Source organism: Staphylococcus sp. GDB20D11A (assembly GCF_016893255.1).
GTDB classification, from domain to species: Bacteria; Bacillota; Bacilli; order Staphylococcales; family Staphylococcaceae; genus Staphylococcus; species Staphylococcus aureus.
Genome location: NZ_JAFEPJ010000003.1, coordinates 411,476 through 433,248, shown reverse-complemented (window position 1 = coordinate 433,248; position 21,773 = coordinate 411,476). Strand labels below are relative to the sequence as shown.

The 21,773-nt window shown below is 33.9% G+C and carries 13 protein-coding genes; 3 read left to right on the top strand and 10 right to left on the bottom strand.

Annotated elements, in window-relative coordinates:
- The first annotated feature begins 7 nt into the window (after window positions 1–7).
- Window positions 8–1,960, top strand: a complete 1,953-nt coding sequence (locus JV528_RS04255; protein ID WP_069990124.1) for a PTS fructose transporter subunit IIABC — start codon at window positions 8–10, stop codon at window positions 1,958–1,960.
- 13 nt (window positions 1,961–1,973) lie between these two features.
- Window positions 1,974–2,912: a mannose-6-phosphate isomerase, class I gene (gene manA, locus JV528_RS04250; protein ID WP_204177609.1), complete on the top strand. Its 939-nt coding sequence runs from the start codon at window positions 1,974–1,976 to the stop codon at window positions 2,910–2,912.
- Between the two features lie 111 nt (window positions 2,913–3,023).
- Here the strand turns inward: manA and JV528_RS04245 are convergent, their stop codons facing one another.
- Window positions 3,024–6,035, bottom strand: coding sequence for a YhgE/Pip domain-containing protein (locus JV528_RS04245; RefSeq protein ID WP_204177608.1), 3,012 nt, complete (start codon window positions 6,033–6,035; stop codon window positions 3,024–3,026).
- 210 nt (window positions 6,036–6,245) lie between these two features.
- Between JV528_RS04245 and JV528_RS04240 the strand changes: the two genes are divergently transcribed.
- Window positions 6,246–8,105 carry an amidase domain-containing protein gene (locus JV528_RS04240; protein WP_001125620.1) on the top strand — a complete coding sequence of 620 codons (1,860 nt, stop codon included), beginning with the start codon at window positions 6,246–6,248 and terminating at the stop codon, window positions 8,103–8,105.
- Between the two features lie 271 nt (window positions 8,106–8,376).
- Here JV528_RS04240 and JV528_RS04235 read toward each other — a convergent pair whose 3' ends face one another.
- The 9 genes from JV528_RS04235 to secY2 all read right to left on the bottom strand — a co-directional run bounded on the left by JV528_RS04235 (window position 8,377) and on the right by secY2 (window position 21,770).
- Entirely contained in the window at window positions 8,377–8,937 is a 561-nt protein-coding gene (locus JV528_RS04235; RefSeq protein ID WP_000088195.1) for a cysteine hydrolase family protein, read from the bottom strand.
- A gap of 168 nt (window positions 8,938–9,105) precedes the next feature.
- The gene (locus JV528_RS04230) at window positions 9,106–11,001 is read right to left on the bottom strand and encodes a GA module-containing protein (protein WP_204177606.1); all 1,896 of its coding nucleotides are present in this window, start codon (window positions 10,999–11,001) and stop codon (window positions 9,106–9,108) included.
- A 241-nt stretch (window positions 11,002–11,242) separates the two neighbouring features.
- Window positions 11,243–12,601 carry an accessory Sec system glycosylation chaperone GtfB gene (gene gtfB / locus JV528_RS04225; protein WP_204177605.1) on the bottom strand — a complete coding sequence of 453 codons (1,359 nt, stop codon included), beginning with the start codon at window positions 12,599–12,601 and terminating at the stop codon, window positions 11,243–11,245.
- Entirely contained in the window at window positions 12,594–14,102 is a 1,509-nt protein-coding gene (gene gtfA, locus JV528_RS04220) for an accessory Sec system glycosyltransferase GtfA (protein WP_000158415.1), read from the bottom strand. Before gtfA ends, gtfB begins: the two co-directional genes overlap by 8 nt.
- A 17-nt stretch (window positions 14,103–14,119) precedes the next feature.
- Window positions 14,120–16,510: an accessory Sec system translocase SecA2 gene (secA2, locus tag JV528_RS04215; protein WP_115295981.1), complete on the bottom strand. Its 2,391-nt coding sequence runs from the start codon at window positions 16,508–16,510 to the stop codon at window positions 14,120–14,122.
- Entirely contained in the window at window positions 16,500–17,459 is a 960-nt protein-coding gene (gene asp3, locus JV528_RS04210; RefSeq protein ID WP_204177603.1) for an accessory Sec system protein Asp3, read from the bottom strand. Before asp3 ends, secA2 begins: the two co-directional genes overlap by 11 nt.
- The gene (asp2, locus tag JV528_RS04205; RefSeq protein ID WP_204177620.1) at window positions 17,437–19,005 is read right to left on the bottom strand and encodes an accessory Sec system protein Asp2; all 1,569 of its coding nucleotides are present in this window, start codon (window positions 19,003–19,005) and stop codon (window positions 17,437–17,439) included. Before asp2 ends, asp3 begins: the two co-directional genes overlap by 23 nt.
- Window positions 18,995–20,548 carry an accessory Sec system protein Asp1 gene (gene asp1, locus JV528_RS04200; RefSeq protein WP_204177601.1) on the bottom strand — a complete coding sequence of 518 codons (1,554 nt, stop codon included), beginning with the start codon at window positions 20,546–20,548 and terminating at the stop codon, window positions 18,995–18,997. Before asp1 ends, asp2 begins: the two co-directional genes overlap by 11 nt.
- Before the next feature lie 10 nt (window positions 20,549–20,558).
- On the bottom strand, window positions 20,559–21,770 hold the full coding sequence (gene secY2, locus JV528_RS04195) for an accessory Sec system protein translocase subunit SecY2 (protein WP_204177600.1): 1,212 nt from the start codon (window positions 21,768–21,770) through the stop codon (window positions 20,559–20,561).
- Window positions 21,771–21,773 lie beyond the last annotated feature (3 nt).

Here is a 21,773-nt window from a genome sequence, read left to right as displayed (position 1 = left end):
TGATTTTATGAAAATTGTAGCTATTACCTCATGCCCAAATGGCATTGCACATACATATATGGCTCAAGAAAAACTTGAGCAGGTAGCAAAAGAAATGGGTGTGGATATTAAAGTAGAGACACAGGGCGGTGTTGGTGCTGAAAATGTTTTAACTACGCAAGACATCGAAGAAGCTGACGGTGTCATAATTGCAGCTGATAAACAAGTTGATCTGTCCCGATTTGTTGGTAAACGGTTGATTAATGAAAATGTTCGCGAAGGGATTCATAATCCGAGAGATCTAATTCAACGTATCATTAATCAAGATGCGCCTATTTATCAATCTGAAACAAATTATCATTCGAAAGATCGCGATAAGTCTAAAAGTGGTATTCAAATGGTGTATCAACATTTAATGAACGGTGTATCGTTTATGGTTCCTTTTATCGTAGTTGGTGGACTCCTTATCGCCATCGCGCTGACTCTAGGCGGTGAAACGACATCAAAAGGATTAGTCATCCCAGATGATTCATTTTGGAAATCCATTGAAAACATTGGTAGTTTAGCCTTTAAATTTATGGTCCCAATACTAGCTGGATATATCGCTGTTAGTATCGCTGACAAGCCCGGTCTCGTTCCTGGTATGATTGGCGGCGCTATCGCTGCTGACGGTAGTTTTTATGGCAGTGATGCAGGCGCAGGATTTTTAGGTGGTATTGTTGCTGGTTTCTTAGCAGGTTATATCGCAAAGTGGATTAAAGATATTAAAGTTCCAAAAGCAATGGCACCAATTATGCCTATCATTATTATTCCCATTATTTCATCGGTCGTTGTAGGATTGATATTTATATTTTTAATCGGTGCACCAATTTCTAATATTTTTGAGGCATTAACAACCTGGTTAAAAAGTATGCAAGGTGCTAATATTATTATACTTGCGATGATTATAGGTGCGATGATCGCCTTCGATATGGGCGGTCCAGTAAACAAAGTAGCATTTTTATTTGGCTCAGCACTTATTGCTGAAGGTAATTACGCCGTTATGGGTATGGTCGCAGTTGCTGTATGTACACCACCAATCGGTTTAGGTTTAGCAACGTTTGTTCAAAAGTATAAATTCAATCATTCCGAAAGAGAAATGGGTAAGGCTTCCTTCACTATGGGACTATTTGGTATTACTGAAGGTGCTATTCCTTTCGCAGCGCAAGATCCATTGCGCATTATACCTGCAAACATCATTGGTGCAATGATTGCATCAGTCATTGCAGCCATCGGTGGTGTCGGCGATAGAGTCGCACATGGAGGTCCAATTGTGGCTGTATTAGGTGGTATTGATCATATATTATGGTTTACCTTTGCAGTGATAGTAGGTAGTCTTGTCACAATGATTACTGTACTATTATTAAAACGCAATACACCAGTTATAGCAGTAGATGCACCAGCGCAACACACGCAACTTCATGATACAGATATAACACAACATGATACAGAGGTTGACAATGTAGATAACACCGCGAAACATTCACATCCCAATAAACCTTCTCATGTTTTTGATCAACAAACTATGATAATTACTGATTACGACATGTCTCGAAACGAAGCAATTGATATGTTGATTCATAAACTTAAAATTTGCCGTTATGTAGAGCACACATCACATTTAAAAAATGCAATCCTAGAACGTGAAATGGAGTCTACGACAGCTATTGGCATGAACGTGGCTATTCCACATGCAAAGTCTGATGTTGTAAAACAACCGATTGTAGCTGTTATGAAAAATAATCATGGTGTTAAATGGGAAAGTCTAGATGGTAGTCTACCTCAATTGATATTCTTAATTGCCGTACCAAACAACAGTCAGGATACACATTTAAAAATACTTCAGCGCTTATCTAAAGCGTTAATGAATGATGAGACACGCCAATCACTAATTAATGCAAACAGTACTACAGAAATTTACAACTTATTAATGAAAATATAGAGGTGTTTTAACTATGGCATTATTTTTACAACCCGTTTTTAAAGACAGAATTTGGGGCGGTCATGCATTAAAAGCATTTAACTATGATATCCCTAATGAAACAACTGGTGAATGCTGGGCAATTTCTGCACATCCAAATGGTCCTAATACAATTATCAATGGTCCATACAAGGATATGACCCTAGATCAACTTTGGTCACAACATCGTGAATTATTCGATAATGATTCACGAGATAGTTTCCCTCTGCTAACTAAAGTATTAGATGCCAATGATAAATTATCTGTTCAAGTTCATCCGGATGATGATTACGCTTTAAAACACGAAGGCGAACTAGGTAAAACAGAATGTTGGTATATTTTAGATGCAGCCCCAGGTGCTGAAATTATATATGGCGTACATGCACATAATAAACAGACGTTAATCGACATGATTGATAATCATGAATTTGACAGTCTTTTCAAACGTATACCTGTTAAGCCCGGTGGCTTTTATTATGTTCCTGCTGGCACTGTCCATGCCATTGGTTCGGGTATTTTAATTTTAGAGACACAACAATCATCCGATACGACATACCGTATTTATGACTATGATAGACGAGATCAAAATGGTCAATTGCGTGATTTGCACTTAGAGCAAAGTAAAGATGTGATTGAATTAGGCAATCATGAACCAAATACTACTCCTATAACAACTCACATCGACACACACACTGTAACTCAATTTGTAGATAATCAATATTTTGCAGTATATAAATGGGATATTCATGGAGATTTAAAATTCAATAAACCACATGCTTATTGCTTAGTTACAATTATCGATGGTACTGGCACTTTAGCAGTAAACGATAAGCACTATGACATCCAAAAAGGTTCTAGCTTTATTTTAACTACGGAAGACGAGGATATTCACTTTGTCGGTAATATTAGTGCTATAGTAAGTCATCCTGGATAATAGCAATGATAACACCCGTCCCATAAAAGACAGAAATTACTATCTCTTCTGTCTAAAAACATAAAAATCCACACATTAAGGTGATAGAACCCTAGTGTGTGGATTTCATTTTTATTCTGTAACGTTACTTTGGTCAACTTTTTCAGATACGCGCTTCATCAATGGATCTGTTACAGGTTTTAAAATTAAACCTACAACGAAGAATCCTATGCCAAATAACGTTAATATAATTAATTTTGTAATTAAGATTTCCGGAACAATACCGCCTACTGTTTCACGTAATGAATCAATGGCATACGTAAATGGTAAGTATGGCGAAATGTTTTGGAAAAATTGTGGCGTAGTTTGAATTGGGAATGTTCCTCCACCACCTGCAATTTGTAATACAAGCAATACGATTGCAATGGCTTTACCTGGGTTACCAAGTAATGATACGCACGTATATACGATTGAGTTGAAAATAATCGAACAGAAAATCGTTATAAGTACGAATAATACAGGTGACTCAACCCCTGCTTTTAGGATTAACAAATCTCCAACCGATACAATGAGTGCTTGCAACATACCAAGCATTATAAAGAATCCTGCCTTACCTAAGAACACTTGTCTTGTCGTTAAGACTGACTCTAGACTCTTATGTTTATTATCAACCGTTAATAAACTTACCATCAAGAGTGCACCTACCCATACTGACAGTGCAGTATAGAATGGTGTCATACCTGAACCATAATCCTTAACTGGGAAAACATCAACAGTCTTCTTATTAATAGGATTTGCAATAATACCCGCTTGCTTCTTCAAATCATTCTTAAGCGTGTCGATTAATTTGTCGACTGCATCATCTTTGTCTAATTTCTTGAAAATTTTATTCGCTTTTTTCAAATCTTTTTCAACATCAGGCAACTTATTTTGAGAAAAATCAGCTAAATCTGATAAAGCCTTTTTCGCTTGTGGCTGATTTTTATTTAGTAATCCTACCGCTTGATCATAACCATTTAATAACGTTGGTAAATTTTTATTCACACTTGCTGTCGCATTGGTTAAACGTTGCTCCAACTGTGGTAAATCGTTACGTACAAAGTTAGCTGCTTTCGCTACATCACTTTTCACTTTAGGGAAGTTTGCTTGAGCATTTTTAACAGCACTAATGTATTGTTGTTCAATACTTGGTAATACTGTTTGTAAACGATCGATACGTGTTTTACCATTTTTTAAAATAGATTGACCACTGTTGATGACTTGATCAATTGTATTTAGCTTAGACTGAACATTAGACAATGCCGTTTGCCCTTTATTCAATTCATCCATAATACGTTGTGATATTGATACTAAAGAGCTGTTAAGATCTTTTTTAACATAATCTCTAAATGATGATAATGATGAATCTAGTTTTGACAGTTGATCTAGTAATTTAGTAGCTTCAGCAGTTCCTGAACTACCATTCTTTAATGCATTGCTTAATTGATTAACTAACCTTAATGATTCATTAATTCGATTATTAGCTGCCTTTACCTTATCAATTTCTTTTGATAAATCAACATTTTCATTCTTCTCAATCTCTTTTAATGTATCGATAAATTGTTGATTATATTGAGTTGTGTATTCTAAACCGGACTTAACATTATCTAAAGACTCTCTAAAATCAGAAGGCTTGTCCGATGCTAAAATGCCATACGAAATATTACGTAATGCCTGACTATCTTTTTGTGCAGCTTTCGCTTGGGTATCTAAATTATTTGATAATGATAATAAAGAGCCCGTTAATGCCGCTTCCATTGATTTAACATCTTTATCTGTAATGTTTTGTGTGTTCTCGTTAGCTGTGCTGACTTGTGTTGTTGTTATATCTGCAAAACTTTGACCATCTTTTTTCCCGCTTGTACTTTGTGGTGTAGTCGATACAGGCGCATTATTACTATTTGGTGCGGTATTTTGCGTAACATTATTATTTGGTGCGGTATTTTGCGTAACATTATTATTTGGTGCAGTATCGCCACTTGGTGCACTTGGTGGCGTTGATGCTACACCATTACCAGCTGCAGGTGCACTATTTGATGTTTCGTTGTTCGCCGCGCTATTTTGAGGAATCTGTTGCTGATTTCTTCGATTTAAATCTTGCGCGCGTCGAATTGCATCTTGATAATCACCGACTCTACTTCTAACTTGTGTGACGAAGCCTTTGGCATCATTTAACTGTCCATTAGCTTGGTCAATACCTTGACTCGCAATGTTAAGTCCTTGATTAATTTTAGGGAACTGCGCTGGCACGTTATCAGCTGCAAAATTTAACGCTTTTTCAATTTTCGGCATATAATTATTTAAAGCTAATATCAACTTAGCCTTTTCATTAAGTTGCGGAATAGCACCATTGACTTCGTTTAATTTTTTCTGAGCATCTAAAATATCACCTTTATAATTTCCTAGTTTTCTAAAATCATTCGCATATTTATCTAAATCCGCTTGGTGGTTATTCAAATATACAATTTTATTCGCAAAGTCATTAATCTTAGGTAAAGCTTTATCTGCTGAATATACCGCATTTTTTATCTTGTTAATTGTCGGCACATTTTCTTCAATAGTTAAACCTGCTTTGTTAGCTTCTTCTAATAATGCTCGAGTTACTGTTTTATTAAATTGTTCATTCGCTTTTTCAACGACAACTGACGAACCAGTATCTGTTAGCTTAGACGCAACAGCGTTAATCTTCTGATTCACCTTAAATTCTACATCTGCTTTTTGAGGCTGCTTACGTAGTGTCCCGGTAATTTCATGTGTAAACTTAGATGGGATGTAAATACCTGCAAAATATTTACCCATTTTTATCTCATGATCAGCTTTCTCTCTACTTACAAACTGCCAATCAAAGCTTTTATTTTTCTTGAGTGTATTAACCATCGTATTACCGACATTAACTTTTTTCCCTCTGATTGTGTCGCCTTTATCTTCATTAACGACTGCGACCTTGATGTGTCCCGTGTTGCCATATGGATCCCACATTGCCCATAAGTTAAACCAAGCGTAGAACGATGGTAAAATAGCTAAGCCTGCTAAGATAATCCACACAGCTGGCGTCTTAGCTACTTTCTTCAGATCCATTTTAAATAATTTAAATGCGTTCTTCATTGTCACACTCCTATGTAGGAATTATTCATATTTTTTATATATTTTTTGTAAATTAATTTATTTTTGCGTTGTGAATTAGTATAATCAATTTACTGGAAGATATTTAGTCGATTGATACCTATCAACTATTTTCAGCATACGATAAATTATAACAAATCATAGTTTATTATCACACTTAATTATTATATTTTTCAAGGGAGAATACGAAATATGCCTAAAAATAAAATTTTAATTTATTTGCTATCAACTACGCTCGTATTACCTACTTTAGTTTCACCTACCGCTTATGCTGATACACCTCAAAAAGATACTACAGCTAAGACAACATCTCATGATTCAAAAAAATCTAATGACGATGAAACTTCTAAGGATACTACAAGTAAAGATATTGATAAAGCAGACAACAATAATACAAGTAACCAAGACAATAACGACAAAAAATTTAAAACTATAGACGACAGCACTTCAGACTCTAACAATATCATTGATTTTATTTATAAGAATTTACCACAAACCAATATAAACCAATTGCTAACCAAAAATAAATACGATGATAATTACTCATTAACAACTTTAATCCAAAACTTATTCAATTTAAATTCGGATATTTCTGATTACGAACAACCTCGTAATGGTGAAAAGTCAACAAATGATTCGAATAAAAACAGTGACAATAGCATCAAAAATGACACTGATACGCAATCATCTAAACAAGATAAAGCAGACAATCAAAAAGCACCTAAATCAAACAATACAAAACCAAGTACATCTAACAAGCAACCAAATTCGCCAAAGCCAACACAACCAAATCAATCAAATAGTCAACCAGCAAGTGACGATAAAGCAAATCAAAAATCTTCATCGAAAGATAATCAATCAATGTCAGATTCGGCTTTAGACTCTATTTTGGATCAATACAGTGAAGATGCAAAGAAAACACAAAAAGATTACGCATCTCAATCTAAAAAAGACAAAAATGAAAAATCTAATACAAAGAATCCACAGTTACCAACACAAGATGAATTGAAACATAAATCTAAACCTGCTCAATCATTCAATAACGATGTTAATCAAAAGGATACACGTGCAACATCATTATTCGAAACAGATCCTAGTATATCTAACAATGATGATAGTGGACAATTTAACGTTGTTGACTCAAAAGATACACGTCAATTTGTAAAATCAATTGCTAAAGATGCACATCGCATTGGTCAAGATAACGATATTTATGCGTCTGTCATGATTGCCCAAGCAATCTTAGAATCTGACTCAGGTCGTAGTGCTTTAGCTAAGTCACCAAACCATAATTTATTCGGTATCAAAGGTGCTTTTGAAGGGAATTCTGTTCCTTTTAACACATTAGAAGCTGATGGTAATCAATTGTATAGTATTAATGCTGGATTCCGAAAATATCCAAGCACGAAAGAATCACTAAAAGATTACTCTGACCTTATTAAAAATGGTATTGATGGCAATCGAACAATTTATAAACCAACATGGAAATCGGAAGCCGATTCTTATAAAGATGCAACATCACACTTATCTAAAACATATGCTACAGATCCAAACTATGCTAAGAAATTAAACAGTATTATTAAACACTATCAATTAACTCAGTTTGACGATGAACGCATGCCAGATTTAGATAAATATGAACGTTCTATCAAGGATTATGATGATTCATCAGATGAATTCAAACCTTTCCGCGAGGTATCTGATAGTATGCCATATCCACATGGCCAATGTACTTGGTACGTATATAACCGTATGAAACAATTTGGTACATCTATCTCAGGTGATTTAGGTGATGCACATAATTGGAATAATCGAGCTCAATACCGTGATTATCAAGTAAGTCATACACCAAAACGTCATGCTGCTGTTGTATTTGAGGCTGGACAATTTGGTGCAGATCAACATTACGGTCATGTAGCATTTGTTGAAAAAGTTAACAGTGATGGTTCTATCGTTATTTCAGAATCCAATGTTAAAGGATTAGGTATCATTTCTCATAGAACTATCAACGCATCTGCCGCTGAAGAATTATCATATATTACAGGTAAATAAGTATTATATTAAACCCGTAAAATTTATAAGTATAAACAAGGAGTTCGGACTTAAACATATTTCTGTTCATAAGTCCGATTTCTTATTCAATTAAACCCGAGGCATTCAGTTCGAACTGAATGCCTCGGGTCATTTTATATAAATATATTATTTTATGTTCAAATGTTCCTCATCATATCCGTTTCAATTGCCATCTCACACATTTTATAAATATGAGCAAATGTACTTATTCTCAAACATTACTGCCGAGCTTTAATTGACGTTATATTAACTATAAACTACTTTTCCATGACTCTACGGATTCAATGTCACATGAGCGTGATAAAATTTGTTCAATAATAAAGTCATGTTTATCATCTGATCTATCACCAACAGCATCTTCTAAAACAGTAATATAATAGTCTTTATCTACACTTTCTAATGCCGTGCTCAATACAGCTCCACTTGTAGAGACACCCGTTAATACTAAATGATTAATATCATTTGCACGTAAATAAACTTCCAAGTAACTACCTGTAAATGCGCTAAAGCGTCGCTTAGAAATAATCGGCTCATCTTCTAGTGGTGCTAAGTCTTCAAGTATTCGTGTAGACGCATCTGCTTCAGTAATCGCATATCCTTGAGCTTTAATTGTTGAAAACACTTTATTACTCGAGGAGACATCATTAAAATGCTTATCTAACACTAAACGTATGAAAATGACTGGTATTCGATGTTGTCTTGCTGCTTCAATTGCTCTCTGATTCGCTTTAATAATATTTTTTATTCTAGGTACACTACTCGCTATACCTTCTTGCATATCCAAAACTAATAGCGCCGTTTTTCGAGACATCTTCATTCTCCTTTACTTGTGTAGTTCTAAGTCGTTAAATTCATTATAACGTTAAAATGATGGACAATCTATTCATTGCATTTTGCATATACTTCACAATAATTTAAGGGGGGAAATAAGACGTCTTATATACTTAAAAAATATATAGATGCTCTTCCCCCAATATAATTATGCTTTATTTTTCAACTTATTGCGTCGTGATAACCAAATCATTAGTACACCCATTGCACCAACAATTACAGATATCGGCAACCAATGTTCTTTTATCGTTTCCCCCGCTTTAGGCAAAGATACATTACCATCAGCATTTAATAATCCACTTAACAATCCATTACCTTTACCAAGTGTTAACGTCTTTTCTGGCTTTGGTGTGGGTATATCTGGAATACTGTCTAATAAATTTGATCCTTGATTCATTAAATTTGCTAACTTATTTAAATCTGTTGTTTTCCCATTTTTATTCAATCTATCTAGTAAACTTGGACGATTTACTATTGGTGATAAAACATAGTCTATATCTTTTTTCGTTTGATTGAGTCTCTTTTGTAAATTCAATAAATCATCCGCTTTACCATTCAATGCCGATTTAACTAAATTAAAAATTTTATTTTGATCTGTTTCTATTTTAGTAATTAAATCAGCCAGTAATTTTGCCTTTTGTCTTTCTATACGTGTTGCTAAAATCGTTTCAATTGCTTGTTTTTTATCTTTGGCATTATTCAAAATTGCTTTTAATATATCATCTGAAGACGTGTCGCCAGTTGATGCAAAATGTTTCTTCAATTGGTCAACGATTTGGCGATTTGATAATCCTTTATTCGTCCAATCTTTAGCCAATTTATCTGCTTCAGCTTTTCCTAATTTCGTTTGTAAAATTTGAGAAATCAATAGCGACTTATCTTGTGATTGATCAATCAATGACGTTAATAAATCATCACTCGTTGTCAGAGATAGTTGATCAATATGACGAGTAATTTGATCTGCAATTTGTTGATCTGTTTTACCATCAACACGTATATCTTTTAGAATTTTATCTGCCTCGTCTTTATTAAATATACTTTCTAAAATGCTTTGTGTAGCATGCTTTTTATCATCAGTACGTGCAAGTTCTTCCAAAATAATATTTCGTTGACTTTTTATACGCTCTTTCGTCTTATTTACTTCGCTCATTAAGTCTGATTTTTGATTTTTAGGAAGTTGCGTATTTGCAATACGTTGATCTAAAGATTGTAACGTATTCAGTTTATGATATGTGTAATGTTGCGTTGAGGCATTACTTTTAGCCATTTTTTCAATCATAGCATGATTAATTTTATCGCTTCCTTGTAATTTATCAGTGAGTCGATTACTATGGCTTTGATTCTCTTCATTTGAAAGAAATTTATTTAACACAATATGTCCAGAACCATCATTATTTGGCGTTTTAGCTACTTCATGATTATTATCTGTTGTAGACACTGCTGGATCTTCCGATGTATCTTTCGATTTGTGTATTTGCTGATTCAAATGGTCTAAGTCTTCTAACGCCTTATTTACCATTGCTTCATCATTTTTATCATCTTTTTCTCCATGTTTTGTTGTAGCCGTTTGTGACACATCATTTTTCATTGCATTAAGATCGTCCTCGCCACTTTGTTGACCCCTATCAACCTTTGAAGAAACCTCATTTAAATCTTTAAGCAATTGATCTAATTTACTGTCTATATCACTTTGACCGTTCATTTCAATTTGAAATCCTTTATTGTCTTTGCTATCCAACTCATTAGCTCGTTTAATGATTTCATCTATTTGCGATGCTGTTTTCGCTTCATTTAGTTGTGCTTTATAATGTGCTTTAGATGAAGCCGATAACTGTTTTAATTGCTCAATTTGACGATTTGCTTTGTCAACTTTGTCTAATAAATCTTGCTTAGATAATATCTCTGTTGAAATTTCAGTATCCTTTTCAGATGCAGCTTGGGCATCGTACGGCAAGATATTCGTTAAAATGATACTAGTCGCCAACATTGTCGAACACGATAACTTTACATATAATTGAAACGGTTTCCCTCGATATTTAGCCATCAACATACTCCTTTCTCACTTACTTCCTTAAAAGAATTACATACTATTATATACCTGTTTACAAGAAATTTACACTTATCTATCTAGTTATTGTTGTTAGTAATTATCCACTTATTACTTAGCTTATATTTAAATAAACAAAAAAAGCATGACGTAATATCATATTGTCCATGTCGCTAACATCATATTACGTCAAATCTTTTATATTAAATGATGCTTTATTTTAGACTGCTTTTTCTTTTTAGCTTTCGAGCGCCTGTTTAAAAACTTGCTCGAATTGTTCACGCGAGATTTCGTGTGCATGTGCTTTTTGTGCTAATAAAGCATCTCGAAACTGTTGTTGATCTTTCAAACTTTCTAACATTTGTATTAATTGGTCTTTACTTTCCATTGTTATCTCATCATTATGCTCAAATAAGTGCTCTGATAGTGTTACTTTAGCATGGTGTGCTGTTTGACGATAACCTAAAATCAACAACTCATAGTCAAACGCTTGTTCCACCGCATTTAAAATTTCATTACCCTCATTGATATCAAGATAAATATCACATAACTGGTATAGTTCATTTACCCTGTCTATATTAATAGATGGGTATAAGTGCACATTAGCATATTGATCAAGTTGCATTAGCTTATCAGACATCTCTGTAATAGCAGCGATGTGAAACTTAAAATCTGGTAAAGTTTCAACCAATACCTTGATGTTACGAAGTTGATCCGAGTTAGTTAATATTAAAATTTCTTTAGTATATCTATTACGACTACGATAATTATATAGATATCCGCCTTGTAAAATACGAGATTGAACCTTTGCGTCTGCTATATTGAGCATCGTTTCATATTCGTTTTTATCTGGAATAATAATATTACAATGTCGCTTCATATCACCTTTACACATCAATTGCATATTTCCCGGGACATTACCATCGCACTGTTCTTGCCATACCAAAACATCACTACCATTTGATGGCAAATTATATAACACTGAAAATGGTAGGGCTAGTGAGTTAATAACGAAATGATGTTCCGTAATTTCAAGTTGCTTGATAAAAAATAATACGAATGCGAGCTTTGAAGGGAAAAAGTAAGACTTCCCTTGCCAATCCAATATGACATCAGATGTTACAAAATTTTCATAAATCACTTCTTTACCTTCTGCTGTCATATATTTCTTCAAGATCGCTTTACGATTTAAATCGTAAACAGTTTGTGCAAATTTAATACCATTCTTAGAATAATAATCGACAAATCGGACACGTTGTTGGTCATCAAACCATTCGACACGACTAACAATTCTAGAGCGCTCTCCACTTTGATAAAATATTTTGCCTCGTAGACGTCCCATATCATTAATTGTAGCCGAATTGTTGTTACCTTTAATTTCCCAAAAAGCTGGTACAGTAACCTGATTAAAAAATCGTGGTTTCATATTTTCTGAATTATGATTATCTGCAAAAAATTGATACGGTGATATAACATCGTCCGGTAAAAAGCCATTGTCATTGAGTACAATTGTTAAATCTTCCTCCAACTTACTGGCTTTAAAAGACTCATATAACTTTCGTGAATGATCGTTAAAATAATCAAATAATTTAATCATGCAGCACCTCTTGAACTAATGTTTCCCATTTTAAAATAATATCTTGAGTCATAAATTGCTGTGCCACTTCATAAGAGATGTCATGTGGTGTCTGGGGACCATTGTTAAAATACATTACAATGGCATGAGCTAGTTTTGCGACAACATCATCCACACTATCTTCATCGGTATCAAAAGGTACCAAGTAGCCATTTTCCCCATCTCGAATAAAGGTTGGGTTACCATAATTCACATTTAATCCAATCATACCTAGTCCTGAGCCTACCGCTTCCATTAGTGTTAACCCAAAACCTTCACTAGTTGATGCAGAAAGAAACAACTCATAATCAGAATAAATTTCATCAAGTTTAACATGCCCTAGTAAACGAATATAATCTTGCGCGCGGTGTGTATCAATAATTTTACGCAGTCGCGTCTTCTCGCTACCTTCTCCATAAATATCAAATGTTAATTCTGGCACTTGTCGTTTAGCCACGATAACTGCTTTAACAAGCCAATCAATATGTTTCTCATTTGCTAAACGAGATGCACTAATCATCGCATATGACTTTCTTGATAACGTTGGATATGATAATGCATCAATGCTTCCCACAGGAATAGTATAAACACGTGGACGATAACCTTGATATTGCTCAAATTGTCGACAAACCATATGATTTTGAATATCTGTTGCTGTAATAAAGAAATCAATGTATTTAGCTTTTGAAAATTGATATTCATAATAATTGTTCCATAGTATATGCTGCTCACTCATCATATTATTACTATAATGATCAGCATGAATCACAACACCAACTTTACTATCACCTTTATGCTGCAAAACAGCCTGACCAATATCAGAAGCGCGGTCTAATATGACAATATCGTCTCGGGTTAAATTCAATCGTTGTAAAAAGTATGCAATAAATTCCGTTTTGTTATACAACACCGCATCTTCAAACACATATATAGAGCTGTCTCCATCAATATATTCGTTATAAGCGATGGAGCCATTTTCATTATAGAATTGTCGCATATATAATTTCGCTTTATTATCAGCTGGTGCATAATACTCAGAAAATATGCGTGTATAACTATAAAAATCTTTACGTACTAACATACTATTAATTACAAATTCTGCACGATCCACAATGTCTTTTTGTTCATTTTGCAGATAACATGTTACAAATGAGGATTTCCCATTAAAATATAGGCGGACTATCTTACCATTTCTTTCTCTAAAACTAATATCATGACCAAGCTCACGTTCAATGTCATCTAACGTGTACGTTGTTGGCGCTATAGAAATGTCACTAAAATACTGATACAACCAAATAACTTCTTGATCTTCAAACCCAATGTTTTGCGTTAATGTCTGTATGTTCTCTGACTGTATAAAATCTAAAAACACAAATTTAGTGTCTTGATTTGTACGTCTCAATAATTTAGCACGGTAAGCTTGTGCATATTCAACACCGCTACTCGCCCAGCCTATACCAAAGTTTATATTATATATTGTCATGCGCTACCCCTTTTCATTTATGGAAAATGTATAACTGGCATACCCTCTTTATCAAATGTAATCATGCTTTGACAAATATTTTTCACCATTCTTTTTTTGATATTTCGTGTCATAACTTCAAATGAATCTAATGCAACTCTATGGTATTCAAAAATAGCGTTACGTTGCCCATTTTGTCGTTGATTAACGCTTGCTTTTAATTGTTGTAAATAGTCGACTTGTTCTAACCAACATGAATCAATTGCTTTCAAAAAGACTTTTTGAACGAAAATATTATAATAATATGCACTTTGCATGTTTTTACGATTCAAAGCTACTTGCTTTTCAAATTGCTCTAATAAAAATGTCACTACTGCTTGCTTATCTTTAAAATTAACACAAGCCACATCTTTATTAAATTGGAAACTTAAATTTTGATAAATATACTCGACAACACGCGATTTTGTTAGCACCTTTTCCTCATTTACAAACATTTCAAATACATCTTTAGCTAACGCTTTAAAATCTCGATTCTCAGCATCATCTATTTCTAAAACTCGATTGCGTTCCTCGTATACAAGATCTCGCTGTATACTAATGCTTTTTTCAAATTCATTAGCCATTTCACGAGCTTTAACCCCTTGTTCTTCCGAGATACGCTGCGCTTTAACTACAATTTGCTTAACTTTGCGATTAAACAAACTACTTTGCGATAATCGTTGTGCATCTAATGAATATAATTGATTATTTTCCGCTAAATTACTATCGCTCCATCGCTTAACTAAATAATCATCTAGTGAAATATATATACAAGATGATCCTGGATCTCCTTGTCTACCAGAACGACCACGTAATTGCCTGTCTACACGGCTATTTTCCATATGCTCATGAATAATAACAGCTAATCCACCTAATGCTTCGACACCTTCACCAAGTTTAATATCTGTGCCTCGACCTGCCATACTAGTCGCAACAGTCATGGAACCAATTTGCCCTGCTTCAGCTATCATCTGCGCTTCTTTTGCAACATTTTGCGCAATGAGTAAATTATTAGGAATATCCATTTGGAATAATACTTTCGAAAAGTATTCAGCCGCTTCAGCAGTTCTCGTTATGAGTAAAACCGGTCGCCCCGTTTCATGAAGTTCAACTATATCATGAATCATCGCGATGTTTTTCTCATCAACTGAACGAAACACTTTATCTGGTTCATCGATACGTTGAATCGCTTTATCAGTTGGTACTTGTACGACTATTTTTGAATACAAATCAAAGAACTCTGATTCGCCTAATTTTCCTGTAGCTGTCATACCTGAAAATGATCCAAAAAGTTTAAATAAATTCTGGAAGGTAATTGTTGCCATAACACTTTTATCTGTTGAAACCTCCATACCTTCTTTCGCTTCAATAGCTTGGTGAAGTCCAGCTTGCAACTTAGTTCCCGGTAACATACGACCTGTAATACGGTCAATTAAAACAATATCACCATTATATACGAAATAATCGACATTAGATTCAAACAAATATTGCGCGCGCAGTGCTAGATTAATATTACGCACTAGGACCATCGCTTTTTCGCTATATAAATCTTCAACATTAAAGTATGATTGTGCCGCTTCAATACCTTGATTTAACAGCCATATTTCTTTTTTGGTCTTCTTCATTTTAAAATGCACGTCTTCAATCAATGTATCTACAAACTCTTTCACAATATGAAATAGATTTGATTGTAATCTTGGTGCGCCCGAAATAACTAATGGTGTTTGAGCAGCATCTAAAATGATTGAGTCCACTTCATCAATAATACCGTAATTTAATTGTGGTAAAAATTTTCCTTCCGCACTATCTGCCAAATTATCAATTAAATAATCAAAACCGAGACGTCCATTAGTTGTATATATAATATCATGTTCATATATATTACGTTTTTCCCCTTTTTGATACTCATAATCCACAATATCAACAAAACCTAATGAAGCAGTTAAACCTAACCATTCATATAATGGTTGCATCTCTTCAAAATCACGCTTCGCTAAATAATCATTCGTTGTAATTAAATATGTTCCTTTTCCCGAAAGTGCATTTAAATATAAAGGCATCGTTGCTGTTAATGTTTTACCTTCGCCTGTTTGCATCTCCGCAATGTTACCTTCATGCAATACAATCGCTCCGATTAACTGAACTTCTTTAGGATACATACCTAATACTCTCCAGCTCGCTTCACGTGCCACTGCATAAGCTTCAGGTAACAATGTGTCTAGTGTATCAACTCCTGATGCTAAACGTTTTTTAAATTCTATTGTCTTTTGTTTTAACGCATCATCAGAATATGATTTAACTTCATCGCTCCATGTATTGATGCGTTTCACTATTTTTCTAATCGACTTTAGTCTTAATTCGTTTATCGTAACATCTAGTTTATGTTTCATTTACTTCCCCACCATTCAGTTTCGATACATCTAAGTAATCTAAAAATCGTACTGGATTCATTAAACGTGACATATAATTTAGATGGTTGTCTTGCTCTTCTTTAAAATAAACCTCGACATTTGTATCTTTTAGTTCATGATTTCCTGGGACATGTTCTTTAAACCAATCTTTTAAATCATCATCTTCATGGCTTGTACGATACACTTTGCAATCTAAATGCTGAGCGACATAAGTTGCAAAAACATTTGACTTTGACCCATAACTAATCAAATTAATAGCCTTTATGGTATCTTGACTTTGCAAATCATTCTTTAGTTGCTTAATATTTTCCTCGATATTGCCGTCCATCCAACGTTCAACGAGCCAAACATGACCAAACGGTTTCAAAAAATCATTCGAAATAGTTGGATAGGCGTCAGATGGTTCTGCAATAATGACATTGATCCTATCATTTCCATATTGGTCATCACCTATCTTCGTCACCCGCATGCTTTTATACTCTAAATCATCTTGATGCGTCATCTCTGTAATTGTTAAACATCTAAATATAAGACTCGTCGATGCTGCATTCATCATTTTTATTTTATAAGCATAGGCTTCATCAGGATATTGAATCGTAATACTATTTGACTTTACAATCTCAGTACTTAGTTTTGTGCCATTTTTATTATAAAAAATGATGATAAAATACACTGAACCAGCAGGCGTTGCATCAAAATCAAAATGCAATTTATAATACTGTCCTCTACGCAAAATTGGTAAACTTGGCGCACTTTTATATTTTGAAAATTGTTTTAACATCAACCACTCATGAATCGGTAATCCAGAGGGCATCAAAGGATTTATAAAAGTCACTTCACCATTTGAAAATGATACTTTTGAGCCATACATAAATGTAGTTTGTGAAATATAATTCCAAGTAACTTTAAATGTTTTGTTTTTCAGCATGTTGAACTCTCCCAAACTTGTCTTCCAAAATAATGTTGTAAAAATTAACAAACCAACTTGCAATGGTAGGTGAATCATCATTATGTCGCCCAGGAATACTGCGATTCATCACTCTTGCTTGGTGTGCTGTCAATACAGGTAGTAGCTCTTGAAATGCATGTGGATCATAATCATCATGTTGCATATATGCTATGGCAAAAACAGTTTGTGACAATGATTTCTTTTGAAATGTTTGCCAAAATTTTTGATTTAATGCCTTTATCGACGCTTGAGATGTATCACCTTCATTAGACACCAGGACGTCTAATGCTGTGCCGAACTCTTCTGGTCTAAGTAATCGCATATGTTCAGCAATCGTTCCAATATTAACAAGTGGTTTACCAACAATAATTGCCTGAGGATTTAACTGAGCACCATAATACAAGGCACCAAATGACCCCATAGATAAACCAGATAATATTAATTCATGTGGTTTAAAATTCAGCTTTTCTAATGTCTCGTCAATAACATTGATAATACCTTGTTCATATTCAGATGAACCGATATAAAAGCTACCACCTTCAACACGAGGATCGCCGATAAGTAAAAACGGTGCATTCATACGTTTCATCATATAATATCCTTCGAAACCTTCCGCTGTTCGATAACCACTAAAATATACGTTTAGTGGTGGTTTCATATCACCAGGGTGAAAATAATAAATAAATTCCTGTCGTTGACTATCTACGAAACGACTACCACCAAGTAAAAATTGACCCATGTCTAATCTAGACCATCGTTTGTGTATAGGTCCTAAATGTACCGTCCCGTTGCCACGCGCCTTAACAGTTACACTTATATAAGCATCAAATGGTTTCGTAGGTATCTCTAAAGGACTATCTAACATATCATCAGTCAATATGATTTGTTCAATTAATGCACCATCAGCGCCAGTCTGAATCAATCTAAATGTATATTGCAACTCGACCGCACCATCAATATCAAATTCTGGCCATATTTGAATGACTTTATCTTTATCGTAAACGAGATTATTTTGCCAAGATGCGATAGGTTTAAATTCTTTTCCAAATTCTCCACTCAACGTGAGCTCTGAATTACCTTGGTAAACGATATCTCCTTTAAAATTCGGATGAACAAGTGCTAACTTAGGAGAAACCTTATCTCCATACTGTCCTGAGAAGCTAACTGCCTCTAATTTATTATTACGTTCTTCAATGTTCCGGTAATGTAATGGTTGAACAACGTATTTTTGGACATTTTCGTCTTGTTCATATTCAACAGACCAAAATGATTCATCAACATACGTATTGTATGGTTCGCTTATCATTTGTAATAAATTCGTTAATGTCTCCGAGTATGGTGCTTGAATATAGATAAAATCAAAGCGCCCTTCAGCTTCAACAATCGCTTCAATAGCCTCTACATAACCACTATCAAATTCAAACAATCCAATATCGAAGTAATCCCAACTCACACCTTTTTTGTGTTGGAAAATAGGTTCTAAATCGTCTCCTCCAATTTGCAAAACTCTAAATTTACGTGGCATCATTTTCACCTTCTATTAACTCATCGAGCTGATTAATAATATTCTTAGAAGCATATGCATCTATTAATTTTAAAGAATAGGCGTACGCATAATTCCAATTTTTCAAATAAAACAAATAATAATTTAACGCATCATCTAATTCATCAACTGTATTTATAATACGGCCATTGTCATAATCAGAGACGTAATCTGTTTGTTGACCATTAATTTGTGGAATCCCAGCGCTAATTGCACTAATTTGTAAATACAAATCAGGTTCTTTTGACATATCTATCACAAGTCGCAACGTCCGCAATGCTTCTACAACATCATGTTCAGCATGTATCGTCTTAACAGCAATGATGTCATCTTGATCTTCAGGTGTCATTAATGCTGAAACATTAACATCCGCATTCTGTTTAGCTTGGTATTCCTCATTTACCGACGCAATACATTCACGAAGCCACATCGGTATGTCATTTTGATGGCGCGTTAATAAAATTAAACGGTAATTATCTTCTTGTGCGATATAATCCACAAGTCGTTGCATCATTTGTTGCAAATCAGCGTCACTCATACCATCTATCCATACACCTATAAATGTTTCCATCAATTGACTACTTATATTAGGTGATTGTCTCGTTTCAAATGGCGTGATTCGAATCATTGTATTCTCTCGCTGATACTTCTCTTGATGACTAATTAAATCACGTTCTAGTTGCACACTATCAACAATTAAATGGGCATTCTTTACGATAGATTGATATTCCTCATCTGACACAGTTTCATTTCTATTTTTAAAAAATGAATAACTTAATAATTTCGCCGGAATATGATTGGCTATTTGTCGATTGTGCCTAGCATCTGAAGCCACAATCACATGATCATCTTCGTGTATTTGTTGTGCAATCATTGCTTGAAATTTTTCTTCAATTAGTTGAGCCATATTGTTATATTCTGTTTGTTGATAGTGATGTTGATATCTTTTTGAAACAGTGACTCGTCCATTTTTAAAGTTTTCATAAAGCACACAATCTCCATTAATCGTTAAATATTCTTGGTAAGAAGCCTCTCCCTGATTATCAAAATAACGTATAGCTGATAAATAACCTCTATCATCAAAAATATAACGCCGTTGTAACTGATCTCTTTCAAATTCTTCAAACCAAATTGAATATCCTTCTTGACTAAAATAAATATTTGTATAGGTCTGTTCACTCGTCACACATTTTAATAAATACGGCGTGTACACAAACTCAACATCATCCGGCCATTTTAAGTGATGATAATTAATCGCTTGTGGCGCATGGTGACTGAATCCTTGAATTTCATCAAACACAGACCAATACTTTGTTTCATACAAATCATATCGATGTAAAAATGTTCTTATATTCGGCGCATGATTGAGAACAATCAGTTGATAATCTAAATTATTTTCAAGGTGCATCCCCATTAAACTAATCATATCGTCAAATTCCGTCTTATTTTGCGTCTGATAATACGGCACAGTCGTGTCTTGCCACCATCGTTGGTCATCATACCAAGCTGGAATAAAGTATTTCATAATTACCTCCTTACCAATACTGGTTTAAAAATGGCTTATATTTATCAAAATATAAATATGTACGAATTGTTTCTGCAATATTAATACTGATGTAAACTAATACAATCAGTTGTACTGAGAAATAAATTTCAGTAGATAAATGCGGTACAAACAATGTGAAATAAAGCGGTATACCAATAATGATTGTAACTAATGCCGATCCAAACCAACATACGCGTCGTGCTTGATAATTTAAGTAACGTTCTGTATCCTTACCAGGTTTAACTTCTGAAAAATAATTACCACTTTTCAAGAAGTCTTTTGATTTTTGTTTTGTATTTATTAAAAATCTCGATAAAAAATAACCCAATAACATTTGAATCACTAAATATACTGAAATACCTACTGGGCTATCAAACGTCAGCATTGGCATGTCATCTGATATGCTTTTATTAAAAATTGATAAAATAAAATGAATGCCACTCTTTAAGAAAACAAAAGCTGAAATGCTCATCATTAATGTAATACTGCCTGCAGGATTAACCTTCCAAGACAAATAAGATTTCATATTTGTAGCCGAGACATTCATCAAATCAATATACGGAATTCTAACTTCTACTAATTCAATGAATAATAGGATAAACAATGTGATTATCACAAGGATGATTAACAACGCAATCACAATATGACTTGCATCTATATATTCCATTTTTTGATGCATCATTGATTTAATAATGCTAACCATTACAATCGGCATTGGTCCTGCGATGCCGTAACGACTATTTTTGTCAGCTAACCAAACTAATAACATCGTTCCATTAACCAAAATCAATATTGTTAAGTAAATATTGTCTTGATGAACACGTTCTTTCGAAACATATTCATGAATCACAAAATAACTTTGAATAACACTTAAAATTAATGTTAAGATGCGCTCTTTATAATGCTTCTCAAGACTTGTTTGTTTCATGTATTTATCCATATTCCGATAAGAAATCAGCATCAAGATAATCATTGATGTTAGCCACGGACCTAATCCCAAAGTAAAAATGTTTAAAGTATTAACGTCTCCACCCATATTAGAAATAGTTATTTTAAAAAACGACTCATGTTTTACTTGCATATCGTTATACGAAACGATAGAAATATTTGTACCTAATATATAAATAAACAAGATAAAACATGTGTAAAGTATACGTTTATATATAATTTTATATTCGTATTGTTGTAAAAGTTTTAACATGTT